This window comes from Curtobacterium oceanosedimentum (assembly GCF_040545555.1).
GTDB lineage: Bacteria > Actinomycetota > Actinomycetes > Actinomycetales > Microbacteriaceae > Curtobacterium.
On sequence record NZ_JBEPMD010000019.1, the window covers coordinates 33,552 to 59,466 of the forward strand.

The 25,915-nt window shown below is 74.6% G+C and carries 30 protein-coding genes; 15 read left to right on the forward strand and 15 right to left on the reverse strand.

Annotated elements, in window-relative coordinates:
* Positions 1 to 4 precede the first annotated feature (4 nt).
* The 3 genes from cysK to ABIC52_RS15430 all read left to right on the forward strand — a co-directional run bounded on the left by cysK (position 5) and on the right by ABIC52_RS15430 (position 2,098).
* On the forward strand, positions 5 to 943 hold the full coding sequence (gene cysK, locus ABIC52_RS15420) for a cysteine synthase A (RefSeq protein ID WP_126891344.1): 939 nt from the start codon (positions 5 to 7) through the stop codon (positions 941 to 943).
* Positions 940 to 1,524, forward strand: a complete 585-nt coding sequence (epsC, locus tag ABIC52_RS15425; protein ID WP_238638143.1) for a serine O-acetyltransferase EpsC — start codon at positions 940 to 942, stop codon at positions 1,522 to 1,524. The genes cysK and epsC overlap by 4 nt, the downstream gene beginning before the upstream one ends.
* Positions 1,525 to 1,615: 91 nt before the next feature.
* On the forward strand, positions 1,616 to 2,098 hold the full coding sequence (locus ABIC52_RS15430) for an MmcQ/YjbR family DNA-binding protein (RefSeq protein WP_126891345.1): 483 nt from the start codon (positions 1,616 to 1,618) through the stop codon (positions 2,096 to 2,098).
* On the opposite strand, the gene ABIC52_RS15435 is transcribed toward ABIC52_RS15430, so the two are convergent.
* Positions 2,000 to 2,635, reverse strand: a complete 636-nt coding sequence (locus ABIC52_RS15435; RefSeq protein ID WP_126891346.1) for an MOSC domain-containing protein — start codon at positions 2,633 to 2,635, stop codon at positions 2,000 to 2,002. The genes ABIC52_RS15430 and ABIC52_RS15435 overlap by 99 nt on opposite strands.
* A 106-nt stretch (positions 2,636 to 2,741) precedes the next feature.
* Between ABIC52_RS15435 and ABIC52_RS15440 the strand changes: the two genes are divergently transcribed.
* Genes ABIC52_RS15440 through ABIC52_RS15455 form a run of 4 tightly spaced genes read left to right on the forward strand, consistent with a single transcriptional unit; the run spans position 2,742 to position 4,477 of the window.
* Positions 2,742 to 2,942 (forward strand): hypothetical protein, encoded by a 201-nt coding sequence (locus ABIC52_RS15440; RefSeq protein WP_126891347.1) that lies wholly within the window; start codon positions 2,742 to 2,744, stop codon positions 2,940 to 2,942.
* Positions 2,943 to 2,958: 16 nt separating this feature from the next.
* Complete coding sequence (locus ABIC52_RS15445; RefSeq protein ID WP_126891348.1) at positions 2,959 to 3,513, forward strand: RNA polymerase sigma factor; 555 nt, start codon at positions 2,959 to 2,961, stop codon at positions 3,511 to 3,513.
* The gene (locus ABIC52_RS15450; RefSeq protein WP_126891349.1) at positions 3,504 to 4,172 is read left to right on the forward strand and encodes an Asp23/Gls24 family envelope stress response protein; all 669 of its coding nucleotides are present in this window, start codon (positions 3,504 to 3,506) and stop codon (positions 4,170 to 4,172) included. The genes ABIC52_RS15445 and ABIC52_RS15450 overlap by 10 nt, the downstream gene beginning before the upstream one ends.
* A complete protein-coding gene (locus tag ABIC52_RS15455) occupies positions 4,169 to 4,477 on the forward strand; it encodes a hypothetical protein (protein WP_209678699.1) in 309 nt (102 codons plus the stop codon). The genes ABIC52_RS15450 and ABIC52_RS15455 overlap by 4 nt, the downstream gene beginning before the upstream one ends.
* Before the next feature lie 130 nt (positions 4,478 to 4,607).
* On the opposite strand, the gene ABIC52_RS15460 is transcribed toward ABIC52_RS15455, so the two are convergent.
* The 7 genes from ABIC52_RS15460 to ABIC52_RS15490 all read right to left on the reverse strand — a co-directional run bounded on the left by ABIC52_RS15460 (position 4,608) and on the right by ABIC52_RS15490 (position 10,172).
* Positions 4,608 to 5,507, reverse strand: a complete 900-nt coding sequence (locus tag ABIC52_RS15460; RefSeq protein ID WP_209678696.1) for an aggregation-promoting factor C-terminal-like domain-containing protein — start codon at positions 5,505 to 5,507, stop codon at positions 4,608 to 4,610.
* A gap of 282 nt (positions 5,508 to 5,789) precedes the next feature.
* Positions 5,790 to 6,251: a MarR family winged helix-turn-helix transcriptional regulator gene (locus ABIC52_RS15465; protein WP_354027749.1), complete on the reverse strand. Its 462-nt coding sequence runs from the start codon at positions 6,249 to 6,251 to the stop codon at positions 5,790 to 5,792.
* A 166-nt stretch (positions 6,252 to 6,417) separates the two neighbouring features.
* Positions 6,418 to 7,080, reverse strand: coding sequence for a GntR family transcriptional regulator (locus ABIC52_RS15470; protein WP_354027750.1), 663 nt, complete (start codon positions 7,078 to 7,080; stop codon positions 6,418 to 6,420).
* 124 nt (positions 7,081 to 7,204) lie between these two features.
* Positions 7,205 to 7,636 carry a DUF1810 domain-containing protein gene (locus ABIC52_RS15475; RefSeq protein ID WP_354027751.1) on the reverse strand — a complete coding sequence of 144 codons (432 nt, stop codon included), beginning with the start codon at positions 7,634 to 7,636 and terminating at the stop codon, positions 7,205 to 7,207.
* The gene (locus tag ABIC52_RS15480) at positions 7,633 to 8,430 is read right to left on the reverse strand and encodes a DUF2071 domain-containing protein (protein ID WP_354027752.1); all 798 of its coding nucleotides are present in this window, start codon (positions 8,428 to 8,430) and stop codon (positions 7,633 to 7,635) included. Before ABIC52_RS15480 ends, ABIC52_RS15475 begins: the two co-directional genes overlap by 4 nt.
* The gene (locus ABIC52_RS15485) at positions 8,427 to 8,825 is read right to left on the reverse strand and encodes a DoxX family protein (RefSeq protein ID WP_209678685.1); all 399 of its coding nucleotides are present in this window, start codon (positions 8,823 to 8,825) and stop codon (positions 8,427 to 8,429) included. The genes ABIC52_RS15480 and ABIC52_RS15485 overlap by 4 nt, the downstream gene beginning before the upstream one ends.
* A 45-nt stretch (positions 8,826 to 8,870) precedes the next feature.
* A complete protein-coding gene (locus ABIC52_RS15490) occupies positions 8,871 to 10,172 on the reverse strand; it encodes a bifunctional phosphopantothenoylcysteine decarboxylase/phosphopantothenate synthase (protein WP_354027765.1) in 1,302 nt (433 codons plus the stop codon).
* 65 nt (positions 10,173 to 10,237) lie between these two features.
* On the opposite strand from ABIC52_RS15490, the gene ABIC52_RS15495 reads away from it, so the two are divergent.
* Together ABIC52_RS15495 and ABIC52_RS15500 are read left to right on the forward strand one after the other, a co-directional pair.
* Positions 10,238 to 11,026, forward strand: a complete 789-nt coding sequence (locus tag ABIC52_RS15495) for an NRDE family protein (protein WP_354027753.1) — start codon at positions 10,238 to 10,240, stop codon at positions 11,024 to 11,026.
* A gap of 134 nt (positions 11,027 to 11,160) precedes the next feature.
* Positions 11,161 to 11,928: an SGNH/GDSL hydrolase family protein gene (locus tag ABIC52_RS15500; RefSeq protein ID WP_354027754.1), complete on the forward strand. Its 768-nt coding sequence runs from the start codon at positions 11,161 to 11,163 to the stop codon at positions 11,926 to 11,928.
* 127 nt (positions 11,929 to 12,055) lie between these two features.
* On the opposite strand, the gene ABIC52_RS15505 is transcribed toward ABIC52_RS15500, so the two are convergent.
* The gene (locus tag ABIC52_RS15505; protein ID WP_354027755.1) at positions 12,056 to 12,985 is read right to left on the reverse strand and encodes an SDR family oxidoreductase; all 930 of its coding nucleotides are present in this window, start codon (positions 12,983 to 12,985) and stop codon (positions 12,056 to 12,058) included.
* A gap of 82 nt (positions 12,986 to 13,067) precedes the next feature.
* On the opposite strand from ABIC52_RS15505, the gene ABIC52_RS15510 reads away from it, so the two are divergent.
* From ABIC52_RS15510 to ABIC52_RS15520, 3 genes are all read left to right on the forward strand, one after another.
* Positions 13,068 to 14,177, forward strand: coding sequence for an LLM class flavin-dependent oxidoreductase (locus ABIC52_RS15510; protein ID WP_354027756.1), 1,110 nt, complete (start codon positions 13,068 to 13,070; stop codon positions 14,175 to 14,177).
* A 93-nt stretch (positions 14,178 to 14,270) separates the two neighbouring features.
* On the forward strand, positions 14,271 to 14,897 hold the full coding sequence (locus ABIC52_RS15515; protein WP_354027757.1) for a hypothetical protein: 627 nt from the start codon (positions 14,271 to 14,273) through the stop codon (positions 14,895 to 14,897).
* Positions 14,898 to 15,030: 133 nt separating this feature from the next.
* On the forward strand, positions 15,031 to 15,522 hold the full coding sequence (locus tag ABIC52_RS15520; protein WP_354027758.1) for a pyridoxamine 5'-phosphate oxidase family protein: 492 nt from the start codon (positions 15,031 to 15,033) through the stop codon (positions 15,520 to 15,522).
* A gap of 106 nt (positions 15,523 to 15,628) precedes the next feature.
* Here the strand turns inward: ABIC52_RS15520 and ABIC52_RS15525 are convergent, their stop codons facing one another.
* Positions 15,629 to 16,882: a putative hexosyltransferase gene (locus ABIC52_RS15525; protein ID WP_354027759.1), complete on the reverse strand. Its 1,254-nt coding sequence runs from the start codon at positions 16,880 to 16,882 to the stop codon at positions 15,629 to 15,631.
* A gap of 270 nt (positions 16,883 to 17,152) precedes the next feature.
* On the opposite strand from ABIC52_RS15525, the gene ABIC52_RS15530 reads away from it, so the two are divergent.
* Entirely contained in the window at positions 17,153 to 17,539 is a 387-nt protein-coding gene (locus ABIC52_RS15530; RefSeq protein ID WP_354027760.1) for a RidA family protein, read from the forward strand.
* A gap of 34 nt (positions 17,540 to 17,573) precedes the next feature.
* On the opposite strand, the gene ABIC52_RS15535 is transcribed toward ABIC52_RS15530, so the two are convergent.
* From ABIC52_RS15535 to ABIC52_RS15555, 5 genes are read right to left on the reverse strand one after another with little or no spacing between them, the layout of a single operon-like run.
* The gene (locus tag ABIC52_RS15535; protein ID WP_354027761.1) at positions 17,574 to 19,187 is read right to left on the reverse strand and encodes an N-acyl-D-amino-acid deacylase family protein; all 1,614 of its coding nucleotides are present in this window, start codon (positions 19,185 to 19,187) and stop codon (positions 17,574 to 17,576) included.
* Positions 19,184 to 19,852, reverse strand: a complete 669-nt coding sequence (locus tag ABIC52_RS15540; RefSeq protein WP_161972646.1) for a bifunctional 4-hydroxy-2-oxoglutarate aldolase/2-dehydro-3-deoxy-phosphogluconate aldolase — start codon at positions 19,850 to 19,852, stop codon at positions 19,184 to 19,186. Before ABIC52_RS15540 ends, ABIC52_RS15535 begins: the two co-directional genes overlap by 4 nt.
* Positions 19,853 to 19,895: 43 nt before the next feature.
* Positions 19,896 to 20,918, reverse strand: a complete 1,023-nt coding sequence (locus tag ABIC52_RS15545) for a sugar kinase (protein ID WP_354027762.1) — start codon at positions 20,916 to 20,918, stop codon at positions 19,896 to 19,898.
* Positions 20,915 to 21,769 (reverse strand): IclR family transcriptional regulator, encoded by an 855-nt coding sequence (locus ABIC52_RS15550; RefSeq protein WP_209678956.1) that lies wholly within the window; start codon positions 21,767 to 21,769, stop codon positions 20,915 to 20,917. The genes ABIC52_RS15545 and ABIC52_RS15550 overlap by 4 nt, the downstream gene beginning before the upstream one ends.
* A complete protein-coding gene (locus ABIC52_RS15555; protein WP_354027763.1) occupies positions 21,769 to 22,989 on the reverse strand; it encodes an alanine racemase in 1,221 nt (406 codons plus the stop codon). The genes ABIC52_RS15550 and ABIC52_RS15555 overlap by 1 nt, the downstream gene beginning before the upstream one ends.
* A 144-nt stretch (positions 22,990 to 23,133) precedes the next feature.
* Here ABIC52_RS15555 and ABIC52_RS15560 point away from each other — a divergent pair, with 144 nt between their 5' ends.
* Together ABIC52_RS15560 and ABIC52_RS15565 are read left to right on the forward strand one after the other, a co-directional pair.
* Positions 23,134 to 24,546 (forward strand): MFS transporter, encoded by a 1,413-nt coding sequence (locus tag ABIC52_RS15560; RefSeq protein ID WP_354027764.1) that lies wholly within the window; start codon positions 23,134 to 23,136, stop codon positions 24,544 to 24,546.
* Positions 24,547 to 24,694: 148 nt separating this feature from the next.
* Positions 24,695 to 25,474 (forward strand): endonuclease/exonuclease/phosphatase family protein, encoded by a 780-nt coding sequence (locus ABIC52_RS15565; protein WP_209678667.1) that lies wholly within the window; start codon positions 24,695 to 24,697, stop codon positions 25,472 to 25,474.
* Positions 25,475 to 25,915 lie beyond the last annotated feature (441 nt).

Here is a 25,915-nt window from a genome sequence, read left to right on the forward strand (position 1 = left end):
ACGGATGACCGGCACCATCTACGACAACATCTCGCAGGCGTTCGGCAACACCCCGCTCGTCCGACTCAACCGCCTGCCGAAGGCCGACGGTGCCGAGGTCCTCGCCAAGCTCGAGTTCTACAACCCCGGGTCGAGCGTCAAGGACCGCCTGGGCGTCGCGATCATCGACGCGGCCGAGGAGTCCGGCGAGCTGCGCCCCGGCGGCACGATCGTCGAGGGGTCGTCCGGCAACACCGGCATCGCCCTGGCGCTGGTCGGTGCCGCCCGCGGCTACCGCGTGGTGATCACGATGCCCGAGACGATGAGCGTCGAGCGGCGTGCCCTGATCCGGGCCTTCGGCGCCGAGATCGTCCTGACCCCGGGGTCCGAGGGCATGAAGGGCGCCGTGGCGCGCGCGGGCCAGATCGTCGAGGAGACCCCCGGCGCGATCCTGGCGCACCAGTTCGAGACGCCGGCGAACGCCGCGATCCACCGGAAGACCACGGCGGAGGAGATCCTCCGCGACACCGAGGGTCACGTCGACGTCTTCGTCGCCGGTGTCGGGACCGGCGGCACGATCACGGGTGTCGGGCAGGTGCTCAAGGAGCGGGTGCCGGGCGTGCAGATCGTCGCCGTCGAGCCGAAGGACTCCCCGCTGCTCACCGAGGGGAAGGCCGGCCCGCACAAGATCCAGGGCATCGGCGCCAACTTCGTGCCCGAGGTCCTCGACCGCGACGTCATCGACGAGGTCTTCGACGTCGAGCTCGACGACGCACTCCGGGTCGCCCGCGCGCTCGGCACCGAGGAGGGCATCCTGGCCGGCATCTCGTCCGGCGCGATCATCCACGCCGCCGTCGAGATCGCCGCCCGTCCGGAGAACGCCGGCAAGCGCGTCGTCGCGATCGTGTGCGACACCGGCGAGCGCTACCTGTCCACGCCGCTGTTCGAGGGGCTCACTGCGTGACGCGTGCCGTCCGACGCGGCGTGCTGTGGCGGGTCCGCGAGGACCTCGCCGCAGCACGCCGCGGTGACCCCGCTGCCCGGGGCGACCTGGAGAACGCGGTCGTCTACTCGGGGCTGCACGCGATCTGGACGCACCGGCTGACGCACCGGCTGTGGCTCGCCCGAGGCCTGCCCGGCTCGCGGTTCGCCGCCCGGGCGCTCGCGCAGGTCGCTCGATCGGCCACGGGCATCGAGATCCACCCCGGCGCGCGCATCGGTCGACGCTTCTTCATCGACCACGGCATGGGCGTCGTGATCGGCGAGACCGCGGTGATCGGCGACGACGTGCTGGTCTTCCACGGTGTGACGCTCGGTGGGCGCGGCGGGGAGCACGGCCCGGGTCAGCGACGGCACCCGACCGTGGGCGATCGCGTGGTGCTCGGCGCGGGATCGTCGCTGATCGGCGCGATCACGGTCGGCGCGGACTCGGTCGTCGGTGCGAACACGGTCGTGACGAAGGACGTCCCCGCCGGCTCCGTCGTGACGGGTGTGGCCGGGACCGCGCGACCGAGGTCGGGGCACGAGGGCGTCCCGACGCTCTGACGGCGGTCGGTCGCGACCGGTCGCACGCTGCCGCCGTCGACTGCCCGCCCAGGGTCGACAGTGTGTCGGAGCGGTGCGGCATGCTGGTGGGGTGGACGGCGCAGCACTGCACGAGGTGACCTTCCGGACGGCGCTGGCCCTGCCCGCGGTCGAGGAGACGCAGCCATTCGGCGAGCAGTCCGTCGTGCACAAGGTGGTCGGGCGGATGTTCGTCCTGGCCACGACGCTGCGCGGTGTGCCGATCGTCAACCTCAAGTGCGCGCCGCCGCACGCAGCGGCGCTCGTCCGGGACCACGCGGAGATCACCCCGGGCTGGCACATGGACAAGCGTCACTGGATCACGCTGGCTCCCGGCGACGGACTCGACGAGACGATGGTCGAGGACCTCGTCGCGAACTCGTACGACCTCGTCGTCGCCGGCCTGCCGCGGTCCCGACGGCCGCTCGACCCCGACGTCGGGCGTCGCACCGGCGGGTCAGACGCGGCCGCGCGCGAGCACCTTCGAGACGTCCCGGACGACCTTCGGGGCGAGCCGGTCACCGGAGTCGAGCACCGCGCGGGCCCGCTCGGCTGACAGTCCGGCCGAGATCTCGCCGATCGTGACACCGTGCGCCGGTCGGTACGTCACGACCACATGATCGCCCGCCGCCACCGGACCGCTCCGCAGGACCCGCAGGTACGCTCCCGGGCGGTTCTCCGCGGCGAACCGCTTCACCCACCCGGGGATCCCCATCCGGCGTGCGAAGGTGCCGCAGGGCACCCGCGGGATCGTGACCTCGAGTTCGAGCGTCTCGCCGATGCGCCACCGCTCGCCCGTCACGGCGCCGGTCACGTCGACCCCGTCCGTGCGGAGGTTCTCGCCGAACAGCCCCGGCGGGACGTCGCGACCGAGCAGGTCCGAGAAGTACGCGGCGTCCTCGTCGGCGTAGGCGTACACCGCCTGGTCCTCGCCCCCGTGGTGCTTCCGGTCCGCCTGCACGTCGGCGTGGAGTCCGAGCGGGCGGACGCGGACCGGGCCGTCCACGGGCCGCTTGTCGATCGCCGTGACGCCGATCGTGCCCGAGTCGCGCAGCAGCTGGTCGACGCGGCAGACGGCGGTGACGTGGCTCATGCCCCCATCCTGACGCAGACGGCGACCCGGACGCCGTGATGCGCACGGGGGCGTGACGATCCGGCTCCGGGATCCGTCACACCGGTGGAACCAGAGGAGACCGAGCATGACCGACGCCACCTTCGCCACCGCCGCTGCGCTGCGACGCCCCGGCACGCTCCCGACCCGCTGCCGGGCGACGCGCTCCCCGGCCGCGCACGGTCTCGCGCAGGTGCGCGTGCGGACGCTCGGCGCCCGTCCCGTCGGTCCGCTGCAGGTGATCGCCACGGGCACGGCCGCCACCCGCCCAGACTTCCCCCACCGCTGACCGGTAGAAGGGTCGCGTGCCGTACCAGCCCCTCGCCGACCTCGACGACGCCGTCCTCGCGGACCGCTCGTCCGACGGTGACGTCCGGGCGTTCGAGGTCCTCATCCGGCGGTACACGCCGCTGCTCCGCGCCTACGCCCGGCGCACGCTCGGGTCGACCGACGAGCTCGACGACGTCGTGCAGGAGACCTTCATCACCGCGTGGGGGCGACTCGACGCGCTCGAGGACGGCGCCAAGGTCAAGTCGTGGCTCATGCGGATCCTCAGCCGCAAGTGCATCGACCGCATCCGTGCCCGGCGCGAGCACCTCGACGTCACCGAGATCGAGGTCGCCGCGCCCCGGGACGACGCCCCGGAGCGGGTCGCCGAGGCCCGCTCCCGCGAGGAGGCCGTCGAGACCGCCCTCGCGGAGCTGCCCGAGGCGCAGCGGCGCTGCTGGGTGATGAAGGAGGTGCTCGAGTACCGCTACGAGGCCATCGCCGAGGAACTCGACCTGCCCGTGTCGACGGTGCGGGGACTGCTCTCGCGTGCGAGGAAGAACATGATCCGTCTCATGGAGGCATGGCGATGACCGGACCCGACGACGTGCGGCCCGACGACGTACAGCTCGACACGCTCGAGCCCGAGGACCTCGACGGCCACACCATCGACGACCTCGCCGACTACCTGGACGCCGGGATGCAGCCCGCCGATCCGAGCATCGACGACTCGGCCGCGTGCCAGAACGCCCTCGCCGCCCTGGTCCGGCTCCGGCAGTCGTCCCTCGGGTCGCTCGACGCCGCCGCCGAGCAGGAGGCCCCGGCGGACGAGTCCTGGATCGGCGGTGTCCTGGCGAACATCTCGCTCGAGGCGCGCGCCGGTCGTGACGTCCCGCTCCGCCCGTCGGTCCCGACCGAGCGCCCCGTGATGACCGAGGGGGCGATCCGTTCCCTGGTCCGGACGGCCGGCGACGTCGTGCCCGGTGTCGTCGTCGCGCGGTGCTCGCTGCAGGGCGACGTGACGCTGCTCGACGCACCCGTCCGGGTCCTGGTCGAGCTGGCGGTCCGGGCCGGTACCCCGATCCACCCCGCAGCCGAGCACGTGCGCCAGGCCGTGGCCGGGACCCTGGCCGAGCAGACCGACCTGCGCATCGAGGCGGTCGACGTCCGTGTCCGGGACCTCCTGCCCCCGCTCGCCCCGGGCGACGGGGACGAGACGCCCGGCATCACCGACGAGGAGGCCTCCGCATGAGCCTGGACGACGAGACGGCCGCGGCGATCGAGGCCGCGGTGCTCGCGGCACCCGGGGTGGCCGACCTGTACCGCGCCCGGCCGACGCTCGGCAGCGCGGTCGAGTCCGCCCGACGCATCGCCTCCCGCACGCCGGTCTCCCGGGTCGTGCTCGACGACGACGTCCTGCGCATCGTCGTCGGCACGGACGGCTCGGTCCCCGCGCGCTCGGCGGCGCATGCGGCGCACGACGCAGCACTGCGCGTCGCGGGCGAGCGCGGGCTCGCGCTCGCCCGCGTGGACGTCCGCATCGCGCGCGTCGGCTGACCGGGGACAGACCGCCTGCACGACGGCGACGGGCGACGAGGACGGACCACCTGACGGACGGGAGGCACGGCGCCCGCTGGCACCGTGCCTCCCGTCCGTCCGGTGGCGACCTCCGTCACCCGCTCGCGGCTCAGTAGAAGTTGGTCGCCTGCGAGTGGGCCCACGCCGCGCAGGGCGTCCCGTAGGCCGCACTGATGTACTGCAGCCCCCACGTGATCTGCGTGGTGGCGTTGGTCCGCCAGTCCGCCGCGACGGTGCCCATCTTCGAGCCGGGGAGCGCCTGCGGGATGCCGGTCGCGCCGCCGTTCGGGTTGACGGCCTGGTAGTTCCACCCGGACTCCTTGGTCCAGAGGTTGTCGAGGCACTGGAACTGCGCGGAGCCCCAGCCGTACTGCGACGCCGCCATCGAGGACGCGGTGGCCTTGGCGCCGCCGACGGTGTTCGCAGCGGCCTGGCGCTCGGCTGCGGCGGCGGCCTCCGCCGCTGCGCGCTCGGCTGCGGCCGCGGCTTCGGCCTCGGCCTGCGCCTGCGCTGCCGCCGCTGCCGCCGCGTCGGCGTCCGCCTTGTCCTGCGACGCGCTCGCGTCGGCGACCTGTGTCGCGGCGTCGACGGTCGAGGCGATGCGGGTGGTGATCGCCGAGCCGGACATGCCGCGGTAGTCCGAGAGTGCGGCGACCTGGCGCTCGAGGGCGCGGGTGTCGGTCTTGTCGTTCGCGTCGGCGAGCACGGTGCGGGCGGTCGCGATGGTCGCCGCGGCCTGGGCACGGTCGAGGTCCGACCCGTGCAGCGCGGGGGTGCTCGTGGCGCTCGCGGAGGGGATGCCGATGGCCTCGCCGAGGGCCGGCTGCGTGCCGACCGTGGCGAGACCGCCGACGAGGGCGACGGCTGCCGCTCCGCCGACGACGAGGCCGGACCGGCTGCGGAGTGCACGGCGGACGCGGCGGCTCGGGGTGTCGAGTGCCTGGCGGCGGGTCGTGGGGACCGGGGTCGGGGTGGTCGTGCTGGGTGCTTCGGGGGTGGTTCGCGTCATCGGTTCCGGTGGTCGGCCGGCTGGAGGGCGACTCCCGGGCACGCCGGAGCGGACACGCGAGGGTGGGGAGCGTGCACGGCCGTCGTGGGGGAGCCGCGAGCCGGGGGAGGACCGGACGGTGGTGTGGGGCCCGTCCGTCCGCCGCCGGGCGGCCGGGTGGCCGCCTGCTCGGGCGAAGCCGTCACGATGACGTGTCAGCCTGGACACCGCGTCCAGGAGGACTGGCAGAACCGTCCGTCCACCCCCGTGTAACGGTTCGGTAACGCCCCTGGTGCGATCGTGTCAGCGCTCGGAGATGGGAGCTTCCTGGGTGCGTTCGCCCTGCCCGATGCGCTCGAGCGCCGCGAGGGCTGCGGCGATCGAGTCGACGTCCTCCGCCGGGAGCGCCGCGATGAGCTCGGCGACGATGCCCGTGCGGTCCGCGCGGGCCCGTTCGACGGCGGCGATGCCGGCCGGCGTGGCCGAGACCATGAAGGCTCGACCGTCGCGGGGGTCCGCCTCGCGCTCGATGAACCCGCGCTGTTCGAGCTCGGTCAGGATGCGCGTCATGGTCGGCTTCGTGACCACCTCGATCCGCGACAGGTCGCCCGGGCGCAGGGGTCCCTCGGTCTGGATGGTGGCGAGCGCGGAGACGAGTCCGTAGCCCAGCGAGGCCGAGTCGGTGCGGGCGCGGCGGTTGATGCGCCCGACCGCCGCGGCGAGGCGCGCGGCGATCTCGGTGCGGTCCGGCTGGCGGTGGCGCATGCGGGCTCCCGGGTCGTCGGGTCGAGGCGGTTCGACCGTGGTCGGAGCGATGCTACCGGTGCGCGCACGGCTGTGACCGAGCGCCCCGCGGGAGCCCGGTGCCGGGTACGGGAACGCCCGCCCCGGCACCCGGGACGGGCGATCCTGTACGGACTGACAGGGCCGTTCAGCCCCGGTGGTGCTGCTTCTCGCCCGGGAGCAGGTGGATCGCCTCGGTGGCGAGCTCGGCCGCCACGTTGTCGCCGCTCTCGGTCGCGTCGCGCAGCCGCCGGAAGTCGGCGGTCAGCTGGTCCCAGTCGATGAGCTCGTCGAGGTTCGGCAGACGCAGACGGAAGGCGAGCCCGTCCGTGGTGTCGCGGCACACCCGCTGCAGGTTCTCGTTGCCGCAGGCGTCGACGTAGAGCCCGAAGACGGAGAGGGCGTCGCGGTTGACGGCCGGGACGTCGTGGGCGTCGAGCTCGGCGATCGTCCGGTCGAGCTGCGCCAGGATCTTCTTCCGCGTCGACGCCGTGAGCCGGGGGACGGCCAGGCGGACGACCCCGCCGAACAGCACGCCGAGGGTCTGCATCGCCTCGACGACCTCCTCGGCCTTCGGCGTGGTGACCCGGGTGTACCGGTTCGGCGCCATCTCGATCAGGCCGGCGCGGGCGAGCTGGCTGAGGGCCTCACGGATCGGGGTGCGGGAGACACCCAGCCACGCGATGAGCTCGTCGTCGTTCAGACGCTCGCCGGGCACGAGCGTGCCGTCCATGATCGCGGCGTGGATCTTGTGGCGGACGGTGTCGCGGAGCAGCTGGTGCTCGGTGGGTGCGCTGCTGGGGACCGGCATGCGGGTGTCCTCGTTCTCGGTGGACGGTGTGGGACGCCGGACCGGTCGGTATCGGCGCGTGATCACCGTACCTGATATGTGAGCGGCCGTCCGTCACGCGTCGCCGGGTCCTGACCCGACGTGCTCACGGCTCGTCGAGGAGCCGCACCGTCAGGGGGTCCTCGGTCCCGTCGAACCACCGGTCGAGCACGGCGCGGAACGGGGCCGGGTCCGCCGCGGCCCTGGCGAACAACGTCATCGACGAGCGGGCCTTCATCGCGTCGATCCCGCCGAACAGGTCGTCCGCGCTCCGTGCGGGTGCGGCGGCCGCGGCCCGGGAGACCTCGAGCAGTCGGGGCCCGAGCACGGGGTGCGCCAGGAACGCCCGCGCCTCGGCGAGCCCCTCGACCGCGTACCGCTGCGCCGTCGCACTGCGCCCGAGCCCGGCGAGCTGCGGGAACACGAACCACATCCAGTGCGACCGCTTCCGGCCGGACGCGAGCTCCGCGAGTGCCTGCTCGTGCACACCCTCCTGCGCGCGCACGAAGCGGCCGAGGTCGTACGGGTCCCCGCTCACCGCACGACCTCGCCCCACGCGTAGCGCACCGTCGTGGCGTCGACGACGAGCAGCGAGTCGGGTTCCCGGTCGAACAGCCCGGGCAGGCCCACCGCGTCCGGGAGATCGCCCTCGAGGCGCTCGAGCCGGGCGGCGCGCACGGTCAGCGGCACGTGCTGGCGCTGCCAGAACAGCGTCTGCGCCAGGTGCCGCGCGTGGATCCCCGCCCGTGTGGTCAGCGCGGCGGCGAGCGGAGTCTCGACGACCTCGCCCGCGGTGACCCGGACCAGCGCGTCGTGCCGCGGGCGGGGTCGTGGCGGACGCTGGCTGCGCCCCCGGAGGAGGTCCCGCGCCCACCCCACCGGGTGCGCCGCACGAGCCGGGTGCCGGACGGACCGGTGGTCGAGGGTGTCCCCGCGACGGGTCGCCCGGACGTGGGAGAACGTGTACGGCACGCCGAGCAGCGTGTTCGCGGCGACGATCGCGGGCACGTGGCCGGTGTCCACCGTCCGGTAGACGATGCCGTGGCGCCCCGCCGTGTCGACGGTCGGGATCTCGATCGTGACCTCGGTCATCGAGCCGAGCCGGCGCGAGGGCGGGAAGGGCGGGACCGCCGTCTCGCGGAACACGTAGGCGGTCAGGCCGACCCAGGCGCTGCCGTCGACCACGTCGGGACGGGTGCCGCGCGGGACGAGTCGGGCGAGCGACGCCGGGTCCCGCCGCCAGTGCGCGAACACGATGTCCTCCCAGGCGTGCACGGCGACCGGGCGGTGCACGAGCGGGGCGTCCGCCCGCCGCGCGACCGCGTCGGTCACCGTCGCGGCGCGTGTCGGCCCACGCGCACGGCCCAGGCGACGAGCGGGGCCTGCAGCGGCAACCGCAGGACGCCGACCAGTCGTGCGACGCGACCGGCGCGCGGGCTGTCGAGCAGGTCGGCGGCCATCTTCACGTTCGCGGGGAAGACCGCCGTGAACAGCGCCGCCGCCGCCCACCCGGACGCCCGACGGGTGGCCGGCACGGCGAGCCCCGCGGCGATGCCGAGCTCGGCCACGCCGGAGACGACCGTGGTCAGGCGCGGCGGGAGTCCCTCCGGCACGATCCGGTCGTAGCCGCGCGGACGCAGGAAGTGGGTGACACCGGCTCCGCCGAGGAGCACGGCGAGCAGGGTGGCCGTCCGGGTCGCGCGTCGGGCGCGCTGGCGTCGTCGCATGGCCCCATCGTGCACGCCACCGGCCGAGTGGGTACCGGGTGTCGCTCAGGTCAGCGCGGTCGCGACGAGGTCGAGCACCGCCGTGGCGACGTCGGCCTTGCTGCCCGAGGTCTCCCGCACGACCTCGCCGCCGGGCACGAGCACCTCGATCGCGTTCTCCTCGCGCTCGAAGCCGGCGTCCCACCCGACGTGGTTCACGACGAGCAGGTCGGCCGGCTTCCGGGCGATCTTGGCGCGACCGAGGGCGATCCGGGCCTCGCGGTCGGGTTCGGTCTCCGCCGCGAACCCGACGACGATCTGCCCGGTCCGGCGCGCCCGCACGAGGTCGGCGAGCACGTCCGGGTTGCGGACGAGCTCGAGCGTCATGGTGTCGCCCTGGTCGTCCTTCTTCAGCTTGTCGGGGCGGACCTCGGCCGGTCGGTAGTCGGCGACCGCGGCGGTCATCACCACCACGTCCGCGTCGGCGGCTGCGGCGTGCACGGCGTCGGCGAGTTCCCGGGCCGACCCGACCGGCACCACCGTGGCCCCGAGTCCCGCGGTGAGCCCGGCGTCCACGTTCGCGGCGACGAGCGTGACCGCCGCGCCGCGTCGGACGGCGTCGGCGGCGATCGCGACGCCCTGGCGTCCGCTGGACCGGTTGCCCACGAAGCGCACCGGGTCGAACGGTTCGCGCGTCCCGCCGGCGCTCACGACGACACGCACCCCGGCGAGGTCGCCCTGGTCGCCCCGCGCGCCCGTCGCGACGGCACCGGCACCACCACCTGCCGCGACACCGGCCGGGAGGCCCGCCCCGCCCTGGTCACGTCGGCCCGCCTCCGACGGACGGTCGAGCACCGCCAGCGCCGCGGCCGTGATGTCCTCGGGCTCCGCCATCCGGCCGATCCCGGCGTCGTCGCCCGTCAGCGCACCGACCACCGGGCCGACGAAGTGCACCCCGCGGTCCCGGAGCGTCCGGACGTTCGCCCGCGTCGCCGGGTGCTCCCACATCTGCGGGTGCATCGCGGGGGCGACCACCACGGGTGCCTCGGTCGCGAGCAGGGTCGTCCCGAGCAGGTCCCCGGCCAGGCCGTGCGCCATGCGTGCCAGGGAGTCCGCGGTCGCCGGCGCCACGACCACCAGGTCCGCCCGACGGCCCAGCGCGACGTGACGCACCTCGGCGACGTCGTCCCAGACGCTCGTCGTGACGGGGTTCCGGCTCAGCGCCTCGAGCGTCGGCAGCCCGACGAAGCGGAGCGCCCCCTCGGTCGGGACGACGTGCACGTCGTGGCCGCGCTTGACGAGGTCGCGGACGACCCCCACGGCCTTGTACGCGGCGATGCCCCCGGTGATCCCGACGACGACGGACAGACGGCGACCTGCTGCAGCATCCACGCCGGTCACGCTACCCGGAGCGCCGTGCGAGGATCGAGCCCATGTGCACCGTCGTCGTCCGCGTCGACCCCGCCGCCGAGTGGCCCGTCACCGTGCTGGCGCTCCGCGATGAGTCGCCCGAGCGTCCCTGGGACCCGCCCGCCGCCTGGTGGCCCGAGCTCGACCCGTCCGTCCGCGGCGTCCGTGACCGCTCCGCCGGCGGCGCCTGGCTCGCCGCCTCGGACACCGCGGGACTCGCGGTCGTGCTGAACCGTGCCGAACCCGTGCCGAGCGACGACGGGACGTGGACCACCCGCGGGGTGCTTCCGCTCGACGCCCTGACCGGTGCGGCGCCGGGACCCGACGGCCCGCTCCCGACCACCCGCGCGTTCAACCTGGTGCGGGCCACGGCCGAGGGCGCCGCCGTCGACACGTGGGACGGTACGGCGGTCCGGACGACCGAGCTCGGGCCGGGGGTCCACATGGTCACCCACGGCGCGCCGGACGACCCCGCCGCGCCGCGGATCGGTCGGTGGCTCGAGGCATTCCGCGCCGCTCCGGCACCGGTGGGTCCGCCCGTCCTCGGCCCGGTCGACGAACTCCGGACGGCCGACGACGGCGAGGACGCCGGCGACGGGTGGAGCGGGTGGTTCGGCGTGCTCGCGGAGTCCGCCGCGCTGCCGGCCGACCACCCGGACGCGATCCTCCGCGATGCGGTCGAACCGGACGGGCACGTCGCGACGCTGTCGGTCGTCGCCGCCGCGGTCGCACCCGGTCGGACGGTGCTCCAGCACGCACGGCTCGCCCACCCCGGGCGCCTCGACGGGACGGTCGAGCTGCACCGGGCCTGAGGGACGGTGCTGCCACTGCGGCTCCCGCACCCCGGCGTCGGCCGCTCTCGATCCGGCCCGGCGTCCCCGATGCTGTGAGGAGCAGCAGCGCGCCAGGCGGTCCGGTCGTGGTCCGGCGGCGTACGGTCCCCGTCGTGACCCCGACCACCCGGCCGTCCCCGCGCACCCACGCGGTCGGCGGCGCTCCCGCAGTGCTCCGCCGCCACCGCGGTCGAGCCGTCCTCGCGACGGCGCTCGCCGCCCTCACCGCGCTCGCCCTCGTCGGGTGCAGCGAGGACTCCTCGCTCGCCGCCACGCCGTCGCCGAGCACGACCGGCCGTGCCTGGGACCACGCCCCGGGGGAGCGGATCGTCGTGATCGGCGACTCGGTGAGCGGCGGGCACGGGCTGACACCGGAGCAGTCCTGGCCGGCGCTCCTGGCCCGGACCGAACGGTGGCAGCTGACGAACCTGTCGTGCGACGGCGCCGGCGTGGTGGCCACAGGGAACCAGGACGAGTGCGCCAGCGCGTACCCGGGGCTCGTGAAGCGCGCGGTCGACCTGCGACCCCGGGTCGTGTTCGTGCAGGCGAGCTCGAACGACCTGGGCGAGGACGACGCGCAGGTCACGAGCGCCACCGACCAGCTCGTGGCCCTGGTGCACCGCGACCTGCCCGGGGCCCGGGTGGTGGGCCTGAGCGCGGTCTGGAACGAGCAGGACCCGCCCACGCAGCTCGCGACGATCTCGCACGCCCTGCAGCGGGCGATCCGGCGCGACGGCGGTACCTACGTCGACATCGGGCAGCCGCTGGCCGGACACCCCGAGTGGATGCAGTCCGACGACGTGCACCCGACCGCCCGGGGGCAGCGTGCCCTCGAGGCGGCGGTGATCGACGCGTTCGCGCGGGACCACCTGCGGTTCTGACGGCGACGGAGCCCAGGGCGGGGGAGCCTCCAGGCCGACGACGCCGACGCCGACGCCGACGCCGACGCCGACGCCGGTACCGGTGCCGGTGCCGGTGCCGGTGCCGGCGACCGTGCCGGGCCGTCGGTCAGGCGGGCGCGCGCGTGTCGGTGAGGTCCTCGGCGACCGTCCAGAGCGACCGGGCGAGGTCCGAACTGCGGGCGGACCGCGGCACCGAGACGGTCGTGGTCGGTCCGGTCAATCCGCCGAACCCGGACGGCCCGTAGTACGCGCCACCCACCGCGGCCGGCCCGACGGCTGCGTACAGCAGCGGTTCCGCACCCTGCTCGACCGCCTGGGTGAAGGGGAGCGCGCGGTCGCTCGCGCGCACCGGCCGGTCGCGGCCGAGCGAGCGGCCGGTGGACTGCAGGTTCGTCCGCGTGTACCCGGGGTGCGCCGCGGTGCTGACGAGCGGCCAGTCCCGCTCGACGGACAGGCGGTGCAGGTGCAGGGCGAGCAGCAGGTCGGCGAGCTTCGACTGGGCGTACGCGCGCCAGCCGTTGTAGCCGTGCTCCCACTGCAGGTCGGCGAAGCGGATGCTGCCCGGGATCGCCGCGAGGCTCGACATCGTCGCGACGCGCGGGGGCCGTGGGTCGTCGCTGCCCGAGGCCGTGCCGAGCAAGGTCGGCAGCAGCAGGTTCGTGAGCGCCAGGTGTCCCAGGAAGTTCGTGCCGAACTGCAGCTCGAAGCCGTCCGCGGTCTCGAAGCGCTCGGGCGGGGCCATCACGCCGGCGTTGTTCACCAGCACGTGCAGGGGTCGACCGTCGTCGGCGATGCCCGCGGCGAACCGGCGGACGCTGCCGAGGTCGGCGAGGTCGAGCTCCCGGACCTCGAGGTCGGCGCCCGGGTGCTCCCGTCGGATCTCGGTCGCGGCGTCCTCGCCCTTCGCGGTGGTGCGGACGGCGAGCACGACGCTCGCTCCGGCACCGGCGAGGCGCTTCGCGGTCTCCTTGCCCGTGCCGCTGTTCGCGCCGGTCACGACGATGCGACGGCCGGTCTGGTCGGGGATGTTCGCCATGCGCGGGACCGTACGCGCGGGGGCTGGCCGACTCCTGCGCACCGTGGTAGTTTGATGCAAACGCATCGACCAGGAGGCGCACATGAGCAACGCATTCGGCACCGGCCGTCCCTCGGACGTCCCGCCGCCCGCACCCGAGCGCATCGGTCCGGTGCAGCTCGGCCTCGACACCTTCGGTGACGCCACCGAACTCGCCGACGGCTCGCTGCAGTCCGACGCGCAGAGCATCCGCAACGTCGTCGACCAGGCCGTGCTCGCCGACCAGGTCGGCATCGACTTCATCGGCGTCGGGGAGCACCACCGCGAGGACTTCGTCGTCAGCGCCCCCGAGGTCGTCCTCGCCGCCATCGCCGCCCGCACCTCGTCGATCCGCATGGGTTCCGCCGTCACCGTGCTGTCGTCGGACGACCCGGTCCGCGTGTACGAGCGCTTCGCCACCGTCGACGCGCTGTCCGACGGTCGCGCCGAGGTGATCCTCGGCCGCGGCTCCTTCACCGAGTCCTTCCCGCTGTTCGGCTACGACCTGTCCGACTACGAGGTCCTCTTCGAGGAGAAGCTGCAGCTCTGGAACGCCCTGCGCGGCGGGGACGCCGTCACCTGGTCGGGCACGAAGCGCGCGGCGCTCGTCGACCAGGACGTCTTCCCGAAGCTCGAGCACGGCCCCATCCCCACCTGGATCGGCGTCGGCGGCTCGCCGCAGTCGGTCATCCGTGCGGCCTCGTACGGCCTGCCGCTGTTCCTCGCGATCATCGGCGGGCAGCCCGCCCAGTTCGCCCCGTTCTCGCGGCTGTACCGGCAGGCGCTCACGCAGCTCGAGCTCCCGCAGCAGCCCATCGCCATGCACTCGCCCGGCTTCGTCGCCGAGACCGACGAAGAGGCCGCCGAGCGGTACTGGCCGTACCACAAGGCCGTCACCGACCGCCTGGGCCGCGAGCGCGGCTGGCCGCCCCTCGACACCGCCCAGTACCAGGCCGGTCTGTCCGCCGGTGGGTCGCTGTACGTCGGGTCGCCGGAGACGGTGGCGCGGAAGATCGCGCGCAACATGCGGATCCTCGGCGTCACGCGCTTCGACATGCGCTACGCCACGGGTCGCCTGCCGCACGCGGACATGATGCGGTCGATCGAGCTCTACGGCACGCGCGTCGCACCGCGGGTGCGCGAGCTGCTCGCCGAGCCGGTGCCGGTGCCGTAGGCGGAAGCCGCCTCGGGGCGGGCCGGTGCGGCCGGGAGGCGCGCCCCGCCCCCGCCGCGTCGGCTCACGGCAGCGCCGGGTACCGTCCAGGGCATGTCGCCCCGTCCCAACACCATCGAGCGTCGGTTCCGTGGTCGCATCATGGGCGTCGGCACGACGTCCGGCGTGCGGTTCGTCGTCGGCATGTGGGAGCAGTCGCCGTTCGGAGCCTTCACGGACGTCTTCGTGGAGCAGCCGGACGGGTCGAGCGTGCTCCTCGCTCCGGACGAGATCGTCGCCGCGTACGTCTCCGGTACCTACCGCTTCGACACGGTGTCGGTGGTCGACATCAGCGCCCGCCGCACCGCTCGTGGTCTCGAGCTCGACGCCGGCCCGCTCCGCGCCTCGATCGACGTCGGGGCCATCTCGCCGCTCGGGCGCGTGCTCCGCATCGTGCCGAAGCCGATCGCCCGCGACCCCCGGTGGCTCAGCCTGATCGACCCGGTCGCACGACTGGTCGCTCCCGGCGCGGGCACGGCCGGGACCGCAGGAGGTGGCCGCCGCGAGTACTACGGCGTGACCGGGGCGCACGACGTCACCGCCGTCACGGGGTCGTGGGCGGGGGAGCCGCTGGGGTCCCTGGCTCCGCTCGACCCGCCCGTGGCGTTCGGCTTCGCGTCGATGCCGCGCGTCCCGCAGGTCGTCGACGTCGAGACGACGATCCGCGAGCCCGCCGCCTGACCCACGCCGCTGCCGCTCGCGCCGCGGCGGGCAGGTCCCAGCGACGAGGGGCACACTGGCGGGAACGGAACGCGCCCGGGCAGTGCCCGGCCGGACGTCGAGCACAACGGGGCGCACGACGAACAGGAGCATCATGACCGACACGCAGGCAGACCACCGCGCAGCCATCTCGGACATCGTCCACGGCGCCCGAACCGCCCTGCTCACCACCGTCAGCGACGACGGCAACCTGCACGCCCGACCCCTCGCCGTGCAGGACAAGGCGTTCAACGGGACCCTGCGCTTCCTGGTGCAGGACGGCAGCGAGAAGGTGGAGGACATCGCGCGGAACCCGCACGTCAACGTCGCCATCGAGTCGCAGGGCGGGTACCTGTCGATCGCGGGCACGGCGACGGTCACCCGCGACGAGTCCGTCATCGACGAACTGTGGTCCCCGTTCGCCGAGGCGTGGTTCCCGGACGGCCGGCAGGACCGGACCATCCGACTCCTCACCGTCGAGGGTGACTCGGTCGAGTACTGGACGCAGGACGCCGGCCCGGTCGGCAGCCTCGTGCAGACGCTCAAGGCCGCGATCGGCAAGCAGAGCCAGCCCGACACCGGCCACCACGGCACCGTCGAGCTCTAGCCCGTCCCCCTTCCGCAACACGCAACGTCGGCGGTTGCTCGCAGCGGTACAGCCCTGCGAGCAACCGCCGACGTTGCGTCCCGCGAGCCTTCCGCGCGCGCCGGGGTCAGGGCGGGCCGAGCAGCCAGAGCACGGCGACGAGCACCGGCTGCCCGAGCAGCGCACAGCTCACGAACGTCCAGCGCATCCAGGGCCGGGCGACGAGCTCGGGGGAGCCGAACAGCGGCGCGAGCGGCATGAGGAGCCGCGGGGTCGACGCCATCGGCAGCGACACCGCGAAGACGTAGAGCGCGTACGCGGCGGAGTACAGCACCGTCGTGGAGCCGAGCGCACGGGTCGACCGACGCAGCAGCCAGACCGGGTACGCCACGAGCAGGAACACCACGATGAGGACCCCGCCGACCCCGAGCCACCGGCCCGCGATGAGGAACCAGGGCGTCATCGGCGTGAACTCGACCCGTCCGATGAAGTTGACCCACCAGGACATCTCGGTCTCGAGGTAGGCGTCCGGCCGCCCCGTGACGTGCGCGGCGACGACCGGCCACGCCAGCCCTGCCGCGGCCATCACCACGCCAGCCACGACGACCCGGACGCGTTCCGCCACCGGGAAGGCGTCGAGGGACCGCACGCCCGTGCCGGCCGCGGCCCGCCTGACGCGCAGCCAGCGGACGAGGGCGACGACCCCGAGCAGGAGCGGCAGTGCGAGCGCCCCGGGACGGGTGAACGCCGCGACGACCCCGAGCACCGTCAGGAGGCCGTAGCGGCGGCGTTCGAGGGCGAGCAGCGCGCCGAACGTCAGCGCCAGGAAGGTGCTCTCCGCGTAGCCGACCTGGAGCAGGAACGACAGCGGACCGCACGTGAAGAAGAAGACCGCCCACATGCCCGCCGCGTTCCCGGCACGGTCGCTCACCAGTCGGTGCAGGAGGAACGTCGCGACGAGCCCGGCGGCCAGGGCCACCAGCGGTGCCCCCACCGTGAACGGTACGCCGGTGGAGGCCGTGAGCATCCGGATGGCGAAGGGGAACGCCGGCAGGAAGGCCCAGGCGTTCTGGGCGACGTGCCCGGCGGCGTCGAGGGGCAACGCGGTCGGGTAGCCGTGCACCGAGATGTGCTCGTAGTACTGCCCGTCCCAGGCGGTGAGGAACGACCCGAAGCCGTGCTCGTTCCCCCAGATGGCGTTGTCCGGCATCTGCCGCGCCATCAGCGGGTAGGCGAGCGCCAGCCAGACCGTGGACACGAGACGTCCACCACCCCATACCGCGAGCACCGCGGCCCACACGGGCAGGCTCGTCGCCAGGTCGACGACGCGTCGTCGACCGTTCGCGAGCGTCCCGGTGACGGCGCCGTCCGTGCGGCTCACCGGCCCGCTCCGGCGGGCGCAGGGCTCGTGGTGGGCACGTCCAGAGCGTACCGACCGGCGCCTGGCACCCTCCGGCACGCGGGGGTACGCGGCCACACCGCACCGGACGGGAGGCGCGTCACCCGTTCTGCAGACCGGAACGACCCCGGCGGGTGGTCGGCCACCGTCGCGTGGCCGGTCCTAGCCTGGGGGCTCCTGCCCGACGGACGAGCGCGTTCGCTGCGGGACCGCCGGGGGCAGGTCACGTCCCACGACCCACGAGGAGCCACCGTGCCGAAGACCGCCATCGTCACCGAGAACGCCCCGGCCCCGGCCGGCCCGTACAGCCAGGGGATCGTGGCGAACGGGTTCCTGTACACCGCCGGGTTCGGGCCGCAGGACCCGGCGACCGGGGAGACGGCTGAGGACGTCGCCGGTCAGACCGCGCAGGTGCTGGCCAACGTGGCCGCCGTCCTCGCCGAGCACGGCGCGACCCTCGACGACGTCGTGAAGTCGACGGTCCACCTCGAGCACTCGGACCGCGACTTCGCGGCCTTCAACGACGAGTACGCGAAGCACTTCTCGGAGCCGTACCCGGTCCGCACGACCGTGCAGTCGCACCTGGCCGGGATCCTCGTCGAGATCGACGTCGTCGCGGTGCTGCCCAGCGCCTCCTGACCGGCCGCCGGCGTCCGGGTCCCTGAGCGGAACCTCACGCGGGCCCGTTCCCCCGAGGCGCGCTCCTGCCCGCGCGCCGGATCCCGGTGCCCGGGGTCGCGCCGGTCAGGCGCCCGTCTCGGAGCACCGCGATGCCGGCGACCAGCACGTCGTCCGTCCCGACCGCGGTGGCCGTCGGGTCGTCGTAGGTCGAGCGTGCCGCCACCCGCTCGGGGTCGACCACCGCGAGGTCGGCGACCGCACCGGCACGCACCACCCCGCGGTCGCCGAGCCGCAGGTGCTCGACGGCGGTGGTGGACAGGTGCCGCTGCGCCTCCGACCAGGAGAGCAGCCCGGCGCGCACGAAGTCGCCGAGGTACCGCGCGACCGTGCCTGCTGCGCGAGGGTGCGGGTGCGTGCCGACGTGGATGCCGTCCGAGCCCGCGGTGTGCCCGGGGTGCCGCACGAGCGGTGCGAGGTCGGCGGGGGACCGGGGGTGCGGGACCCGCATGATCGCCGTCACCTGCAGTGCGGAGGCGACGAGCAAGTCGATCGCCAGCTCGACGGGTTCGGTGCAGCGAGCGGCGGCTGCGTCGGTCAGGGTCAGGCCCTGCAGGTCGTGGTGCGCGGGTGACGGCACGTGCGACAGGGTGACCTGGTCGGCCCACCCCGGCCCGAGGTCGGGCCGCGCGGTGACCCGTTCGAGGACGGCCGCGCGGACCCGGTGACGACCGGCGTCGTCGGCGACCGCGCGGGCCAGGTCGTCGGTGCCGGGTCGCGCGAGCGCGGCGGGGAGCAGCAGCATCGACAGGATGGTGCAGCCGCGCGAGTACGGGTAGCTGTCGAAGGTCAGCGGGACGCCGTCCGCCGCCAGGTCGTCGAGCAGGCCGAGGGCGGTGTCGACGGGGGCGTGCAGGTGTGACACGTGCGCCCGGACCCCGCTCGACCGGACGATCGCGGCGACCTCGTCGAGTCCCTCGCCCAGGTTCGCCTCGTACCCGCCGCGGACGTGCGAGACGTAGATCCCGTCGACGGCCGCGACCTCCGCGCAGAGCGCCGCGAGCTCGGCGGTGTCGGCGTACAGCCCCGGCACGTAGTCGAGCCCGGTGGCGAGACCGAGCGCTCCCTCGGCGAGCCCGCGGCGGACGAGCGCGCGCACGGCGTCGGTCTCCTCGGCGCTCGCGGGGCGGTCCTCGTCGCCGAGCACCTCGTGCCGGACCGTCCCCGCCGGCACGAGGGTCGCGACGTTCACGGGCGTCGAGCCGTCGTACGTCGCCAGCAGGCCGGCGATGCCGCCGCCGCGGTACCGGGGGTGCGGACCGTCGATCGCCGCGAAGTACCGCCCCGCCCACGTGCCGTCGCCCGGGGCCGGGCCGACGCCGTCCTGGCCGGTGACGATCGTCGTGACGCCCTGGCGGAGCAGCGCGAGCTGGACGTCCTCGTCGAAGACGCGCGACCCGGCGTGCGAGTGCGCGTCGACGGCCCCGGCGAGCACGGCACGCCCACCGCAGTCGACCGTGCGGACGTCGTCGGGCGTGGACGGTCCCGATCCGACCGCGGCGATCCGGCCGCCCTCGACGAGCACGTCGGCGCGGTGCAGCCCGTCCGGGCCGACGACCGACCCGCCGCGCAGCAGGACCGGTGCGCCGGCGTCCGGGTCGGCGGTCACCGGGCGAGTCCCGCGAGGAGCCGCTCGGCGCGGGACCGCACGGCGTCCGTGTCCCCGGTCGTGAGGGCGTCGCCGACGAGCGGGGAGCCGAGTCCGACCGCGACCGCTCCGGCCGCCAGGTACTCGGGGGCGTCGTCGACCCCGATCCCACCGGTCGGGACGACGTCGACGAAGTCGAGCGGGGCGAGCACCTGCCGCAGGAACGCCGGACCGCCGAGCTGCGCCGCCGGGAACACCTTCACCGCCCGGGCCCCGAGCCGCCACGCCCGCACGATCTCGGTCGGGGTCGCCGCGCCGGGGTACCACCCGAGGCCGCGCTCGTGGGCCCGCTCGCCGATCGCCGGATCGAGGTGCGGGCTGACGACGAAGGATGCTCCCAGGTCGGCCGCCTCGTCGACCTGCTCGGGCTCGAGCACGGTGCCCACCCCGACGGACACCCCGGCACCGAACCGTCGCGCGGTCCAGGCGGTGCCCTCCCGCCAGCGCGGTGTGTTCGTGGTGAGCTCGATCGCCCGCACACCGGTGCTGACCAGGGCGTCGACGACCGCCTCGACGTGTTCGCCGGTGCCGCCGCGGAGGATCCCGACGGCGGGGCCCGCGCGGTGCCGGACGCCGTGGTCGGGCGTCGGTGTGCTGCTGCCGGTGGACGTGTGGTGGGTGCGCACGGGCTGGGCTCCTCGGATCGGTCGGTCGGGTCGGTCGGTGTGGTCAGCGCTCGACGTGGTCGTGCACGGCAGCAGCAGGGTCGACGGTGTCGGTGTCGGTGTCGGTGTCGGTGTCGGTCGTGGCTCCCGGGCCCGGCAGCCGCCAGTCGCCCGGGACCGTGCAGGCGAGCGCGCCGGCGTCGGCGGCGCGGTCGAGCGCGGTGTCGGTGTCGGCGCCCGTGAGCGTCGCCGCGAGCCAGGCCGCCACGAACGCGTCACCGGCACCGACCGGGTCGACGACCCGGACCGGGGTCGCCGCGCGTCGGGTCGTCCGCCCGTCGACGACCGAGACGGCACCGCGCGAGCCGAGCTTCACCACCGCGCGACCACGGGCCAGGTCGGCGAGCCCACGGGCGAGGTCCTCGTCGGACGTGAGCGGGGTGTCCGCGTCGTCTCCGGCGCTGTCCGGGGCCCCGAGCAGGATCCTGGCCTCGTCGTCGCCGGCGAACACCACCGCGGCGCGGGCGGCGACGGCGCGGTAGTGCTCCCGGGCGACCGCGGCGTCGAGCAGCTTCTGCCGGTGGTTCACGTCGAAGGACACCGGGACCCCGGCAGCCTCGGCGCGGTCGAGCACCGAGGCGACGGTCCGACGGGCGGACTCCGAGAGCGCGAGCGTGATGCCGCTGACGTGGACGAGCGCCGACTGCTCGACGAGCCCGGTCGGGACGTCCTCGGGCACGAGCGCCGAGCCCGCGGAGTGCCGGCGGTGGTAGGTCACGCGGGTCCGACCGTCCCGCAGCCGCTCCTTCATCATGAGCCCCGTCGACCGCTCCGGGTCGACGGTCGCGACGACGTCGACCCCGGCCTGTCGGACGTCCCGCAGGACCCGTTCGCCCGCGGGGTCCGCGCCCACCCGGCCGACCCACGTCGCCGGGACGCCCGCCCGGACGAGGCCGATCGCGACGTTGCTCTCGGCCCCGCCGGTGTCGACGCGCATGTGGTCGAGGTCGCGCACCTCGCCGATGCCGGGGCCGGCGAGCAGCAGCATCGTCTCGCCGAGGGTGAGCACCCCCGCCCGCGTGGTCACCGGGCCGCCCCACCCGGTGCCGTGCGACGCAGGGCGAGCTGTGCGGACGAGGACCCGAGGGCGACCGAGATCTCGAGCGCGGTCCGGACGACACCGTCCCCGAGCTCCCGGACCGCCGCCGCCGGGAAGCGGGACGCCAGGCCGGAGATGCTCATCGCGCCGACGACCTGGTTGGCGTGGTCGAGCACGGGCGCGGCGACGCAGCGGATGCCCGGCTCGTTCTCGCGATCGTCGATCCCGTAGCCGCGGGCACGGGTGCGCTCGACCTCCTGCCGCCACCGCCCGTCGTCGGTGATGGACTGGTCGGTCATCGCGGTCGCGGGTACGGCGAGCACCGCGCCGAGGAGCCCCGGGTCGCCGAACGCCACGATCGCCTTGCCGGACGCGGTGTTGCGCATCGGCAGGCGGTTCCCGATCCGCGACCCCATCCGGACCGTGCCGCGGGTCTCGACCTTGTCGACGTAGACGATGTCGGTGCCGTCCGGGACGACGAGGTGGCAGGTCAGCCCGGTCGCCTCGGCGGTGCGTCGCATGAACGGTGCGGCCGCGGAGCGCAGGTCGATGCCCTCGAGGTAGCTCTGCCCGAGCAGCAGCGCACCGAGCCCGAGGGTGAACCCGGCGTCCGGGGTGCGGCGGAGCAGGTCCGTCTCGACCATCGGGGCGGTCAGGCGCAGCACCGTCGACTTCGCGGTGCCGAGCATCGACGCGAGCTCGCCGAGCGACACCGACGCGGCGCCGTTCCGGGTGCGGTCGGCCACGTGGTCGAGGAGCGACAGGCCCCGGCGCAGCGACAGCGCGGCGTTCCGCGCGGGCACTGCCGGGGCTGGCTGCTGCTCGTCGTCGTCGGGCATCAGAACCACGTCTCGATCGTCTCGGTGACGGTGTCGTCGTCGGCGAGCACCTGGACCTGTCGCCACTTGTCGAAGACCGTGCACGGGTGCGAGACGCCGAGCACGACGACGTCGCCGGGCGTCAGCCCGGGTGCGCCGTCTGCCAGGGCGAGGTAGCAGTGCTGGTCGTCGAGGCGGGTGACGGTTACCGCCCCGGGTGGTGGGACGACCTGCGCGTCGTGGGCCGTGCCTCCCGGCCGGATCCCGCGCACCACGGGCAGACCCTCGTCGAACGACACGTCGCGCTTGCCGACCGCGACCAGCGCGCGGCCCGGCTCCGGGCACGAGGTGACGCGGCCCCACACCTCGATCGCCGGACGGAGCGAGCCCTCCTCGGGGCGGCGGCCGAACGGCGTGCGCTCGGCGTAGAAGCCGTCGTCGTGGGTGAGGTAGGCGCCCGAGCGCAGGAGCACGTCGACGTCGTCCGGCCGGTCCTGCACGGCGTCGACCACGCCGTCGAACCAGGCGCTGCCGCCCATGCTGAGCAGGGTGCGGCCGGCGACGAGACGACGCGCGTCGCCGGCGATCGCGAGGACCCCGGCGACCCAGGCGCGTGCGGTGTCGACGTCGGGCAGGCCGCCCTCGTACCCGGTCACCCCGCGGAGCACGAGGCCGGCGGCGTGCGCGGCCCGGGCGACCTCGTGCGCCTGTTGCGCCGAGCGGACACCGGTGCGGCCGCCGGGGAACCCGACCTCGACCAGCACGTGCACGGTGCCGTCGACGGAACGGGCGGCGCTCGCCGCGGCCCTGACCCCGGCGACGGAGTCGACGTTGCAGAGCACGTCGGCGGCGGGGTCGATGCTCCGACGTGAGGCGAGCCAGGCGAGGCCGGCGGGGTCGAGGACCTCGTTGGCGACGAGGATCCGGTGCACGCCGTGTTCCCACGCGACCATGGCCTGCTGGACCGAGGCGACGGTGACGCCCCAGGCGCCGGCACGGACCTGGCGGTCGGCGAGTGCCGGGGCCATGTGCGTCTTCATGTGCGGGGCGAGCAGCAACCCGTGGCGGTCGACGTACGACTGCATCACGGCCGTGTTGTGGGCGAGGGCGGACTCGCGGAGCGTCATCACCGGGAGGTGCGCGTGGTCGAGGACGTGGCGCCCGACGACCGGCGCGGCGGGGTCGGCGGCGCCCTTCGTCGTGACGGTGCCCGGCGTGCGTGCGGCGGCGGCGGTCGTCATCGGTCCTCCTGCGCTGGTGCGTCGTGGTCCTGCGGCAACGTTCGCGGTGCCGGGGCCGCCGGGCAACGACGTCGTCGTCCTCATTGTGCGCTGCAGAACCTCCCGCCCGGGCGCCGAAACCGAGCGGGCATAGCATTCGGGGTGATGACGACGACGGCGACGACACGACGACGGGGCAGCACGGCGGTGGCCGTGCTCGTCGCGGGCACCTTCTTCATGGAGCTCCTGGACGGCACGATCCTCGCGACCGCCGCCCCGGCCATGGGGCGCGACCTCGGCGTCGACTCCGCCGCGATCGGTGTCGCCATCACCGCCTACCTCGTCACGCTCGCGGTGTTCATCCCGGTCAGCGGCTGGCTGACCGACCGTGTCGGATCGCGCACGGTCTTCGCCGGGGCGATCGCGCTCTTCACCGTCGCGTCCGCGCTGTGCGCCGCGTCGACCGGGCTCGTCGAACTGACGCTCTGGCGGATCCTGCAGGGCCTCGGGGGAGCGCTGATGGTGCCCGTCGGACGCCTGGTCGTGCTGCGCAGCGCCGGGCGTGAGCAGCTCGTCACCGCCATCGCGATCCTCACCTGGCCCGCACTCGCGGCGCCGATCATCGCCCCGTTCGTCGGCGGGGTGCTCGTCGACACCCTCAGTTGGCACTGGATCTTCCTCGTCAACATCCCGCTCGGGATCGTCGCCTTCGTCGCCGCACTGGTCCTCGTGCCGCAGGAGCGTGCACCCGAGCGCGTCCCGTTCGACTGGCGCGGGTCACTGCTCGCGTGCCTGGGGCTCGGCTCGCTCGTGGTGATGGCCTCCCTGCTCGCGCTCGACGAGATCCCCCTGGTCGCGGTCGTCGTGTCGGGCGTGGTCGGTGGCGTCTGCTGCTGGCTCGCGGTGCGGCACTTCCGCCGGGCACCGCACCCGATCATGGGGCTGGAGTCCTTCCGGCTCGAGACCTTCCGCGTCTCGCATGCCGGCGGCAGCCTGTTCCGGCTCGCCGTGTCGGCCGTGCCGTTCGTGCTGCCGCTGCTCTTCCAGGACGCCTGGGGCTGGAGCGCCGTGCTCGCCGGGTCCGCGGTGCTGTGGGTGTTCGTCGGCAACCTCGGCATCAAGCCGATGACGACGCCGTTCCTCCGCTGGTTCGGCTACCGACCGGTGATCGTCGTGTCGAGCGCGATCGCGGCCGCGAGCGTCGTCGCGATGGTGTTCCTCACCGAGGACACCCCGTTCTGGCTGCTCGCCGTGCTGCTCGTGGTGAGCGGTGCCGCGCGCTCGGTCGGCTTCACGGCGTACAACACCATCGCCTTCGCGGACGTCGAGCAGGCCGACATGACCCCGGCGAACACGCTGTCGTCCACGCTGCAGCAGGTCGCGGCCGGCTTCGGGATCGCCGTGGCGGCCGTGGCGATCCGGGCGGCGGCCGGGCTCGGCGGGACCGGGCCCTACGACGTGGCGTTCTGGGTGATCGCGGTGCTCCTCGTCGTGGCCTGTGTCGAGGGCGTCCTGATGAGCCGGACCGCGGGGGACACGGTGCGTCCGGCGCGCCGGGTGCGGGCAGCGGCGCGCTGACCGGCGGGGCTCGCGGCCGTCCGCTGTCCGTTCGCGACACGGTCACACGCGCGAAACCCCGGGTGCGCTACGGTCACAGCAACTGTCCGCGACAGCCGAGTACGGTTGCCGCGGCAGGGTGACCGAGACACCCAGGACGGAAGGCAGCATGGCCGGGCCACAGCAGCAGGGGACGATCGCAGGCGACACCGCCGTGCAGCCCACCGAGCTGCGCGTCGTCAGCTACAACCTCCGCGAGCACACCGCCAACGGCGAGCTCGCCGCCCTGGCGGAGGCGTCCCAGGCGGACGTCATCTGCGTGCAGGAGTGCGACAGCAACGACCTCGCGCCGCACGTCGCCGGGCTCTCGCTCGCCGCCTCGACGAAGGCGAACCGCCTCGGGCTCGCGATCTACAAGCGCGACGACCGGTTCGAGGTGCAGGACTTCAGCATCCACTCGCTGCAGAAGTCCCTGCACGACCGGGTGCTCGCTCCCGCACACGAGCGGCTCATCGCGATGCGGCTCCGCGACGCCGAGGCCGACACCGAGGTGATCGTGGCCTCGTTCCACGCCTCGCCGCTGACGGCCACGAACTCCCTCCGGCGCAAGCAGATCGAGGCGGCGCACCAGTTCGTCCGCGACCTGTCGAACGAGGCGCCGGCCATCATGGTCGGCGACTTCAACTACCCGTGGTTCCAGACGAACCTGCGCCGCAAGATCGAGGAGCACGGCTTCGCGCTGTCGCTCTCCGACCAGCCGACCTACCTGCGCTACCGCAAGTTCACCGGCCACTTCGACTTCGCCACGAGTGTCGGGCTGCACATCGCCGGCGTGGAGACCCTGCCGGCGGGCATCTCCGACCACCGCCCGATCCTGGTCCGCGCGCACTACGAGCACCCGGGCGTCGCGACCGCGGCGGTCGAGGTCCCGGAAGCCCCCGCCGCCTGACGCCGCCGCGTCGCTGCGCCCGACGGGACAGCCGAGCGGGCGCGACATGCCGCGGCCCGACGTCGAGCGGGTACGTCCGGCTGCCAGCAGTGCCGAGCGTGACGGATCCTGCCCGCTCGCTGTCTGCTGCGCACCGGTCCGCCGAGCACGGAGCCGCCGCCCGGTCCGCCGCCCGGTGCGCCGAGCGGGCGAGACATGCCGCGACGCGACCGTCGACCGGGTGCGATCGGTCGTCAGCGGCGTCGAGCGTGACGGATCAAGCCCGCTCGACGCGGCCCCGCGCGACGGAACGGGACCACACGACGGACGGGAGGCGCGGGGGCCGCGGGCCCCCCCCCCCCCCCCGGGGGGGGGGGGGGGGCCCCCGCCCCCCCCGGGGGGGGGCGTGGCGGGTGGGGGCCCCGCGGGGGCGGGGGGGCGGGGGTGTGGGTGTGAGCCGGG

Coding starts and splice junctions, on each gene's coding strand:
- ABIC52_RS15555 (WP_354027763.1), bottom strand. CDS start 22,989: ATGACGACCGCCGCCGCCGCACGCACGCCGGGCACCGTCACGACGAAG.
- ABIC52_RS15485 (WP_209678685.1), bottom strand. CDS start 8,825: ATGCGACGACGCCAGCGCGCCCGACGCGCGACCCGGACGGCCACCCTG.
- ABIC52_RS15515 (WP_354027757.1), top strand. CDS start 14,271: ATGTCGCCCCGTCCCAACACCATCGAGCGTCGGTTCCGTGGTCGCATC.
- ABIC52_RS15440 (WP_126891347.1), top strand. CDS start 2,742: ATGACCGACGCCACCTTCGCCACCGCCGCTGCGCTGCGACGCCCCGGC.
- ABIC52_RS15495 (WP_354027753.1), top strand. CDS start 10,238: ATGTGCACCGTCGTCGTCCGCGTCGACCCCGCCGCCGAGTGGCCCGTC.
- ABIC52_RS15510 (WP_354027756.1), top strand. CDS start 13,068: ATGAGCAACGCATTCGGCACCGGCCGTCCCTCGGACGTCCCGCCGCCC.
- ABIC52_RS15520 (WP_354027758.1), top strand. CDS start 15,031: ATGACCGACACGCAGGCAGACCACCGCGCAGCCATCTCGGACATCGTC.
- ABIC52_RS15450 (WP_126891349.1), top strand. CDS start 3,504: ATGGCGATGACCGGACCCGACGACGTGCGGCCCGACGACGTACAGCTC.
- ABIC52_RS15435 (WP_126891346.1), bottom strand. CDS start 2,635: ATGAGCCACGTCACCGCCGTCTGCCGCGTCGACCAGCTGCTGCGCGAC.
- ABIC52_RS15505 (WP_354027755.1), bottom strand. CDS start 12,985: ATGGCGAACATCCCCGACCAGACCGGCCGTCGCATCGTCGTGACCGGC.
- ABIC52_RS15565 (WP_209678667.1), top strand. CDS start 24,695: ATGGCCGGGCCACAGCAGCAGGGGACGATCGCAGGCGACACCGCCGTG.
- ABIC52_RS15460 (WP_209678696.1), bottom strand. CDS start 5,507: ATGACGCGAACCACCCCCGAAGCACCCAGCACGACCACCCCGACCCCG.
- ABIC52_RS15465 (WP_354027749.1), bottom strand. CDS start 6,251: ATGCGCCACCGCCAGCCGGACCGCACCGAGATCGCCGCGCGCCTCGCC.
- ABIC52_RS15470 (WP_354027750.1), bottom strand. CDS start 7,080: ATGCCGGTCCCCAGCAGCGCACCCACCGAGCACCAGCTGCTCCGCGAC.
- ABIC52_RS15550 (WP_209678956.1), bottom strand. CDS start 21,769: ATGCCCGACGACGACGAGCAGCAGCCAGCCCCGGCAGTGCCCGCGCGG.
- cysK (WP_126891344.1), top strand. CDS start 5: ATGACCGGCACCATCTACGACAACATCTCGCAGGCGTTCGGCAACACC.
- ABIC52_RS15455 (WP_209678699.1), top strand. CDS start 4,169: ATGAGCCTGGACGACGAGACGGCCGCGGCGATCGAGGCCGCGGTGCTC.
- ABIC52_RS15560 (WP_354027764.1), top strand. CDS start 23,134: ATGACGACGACGGCGACGACACGACGACGGGGCAGCACGGCGGTGGCC.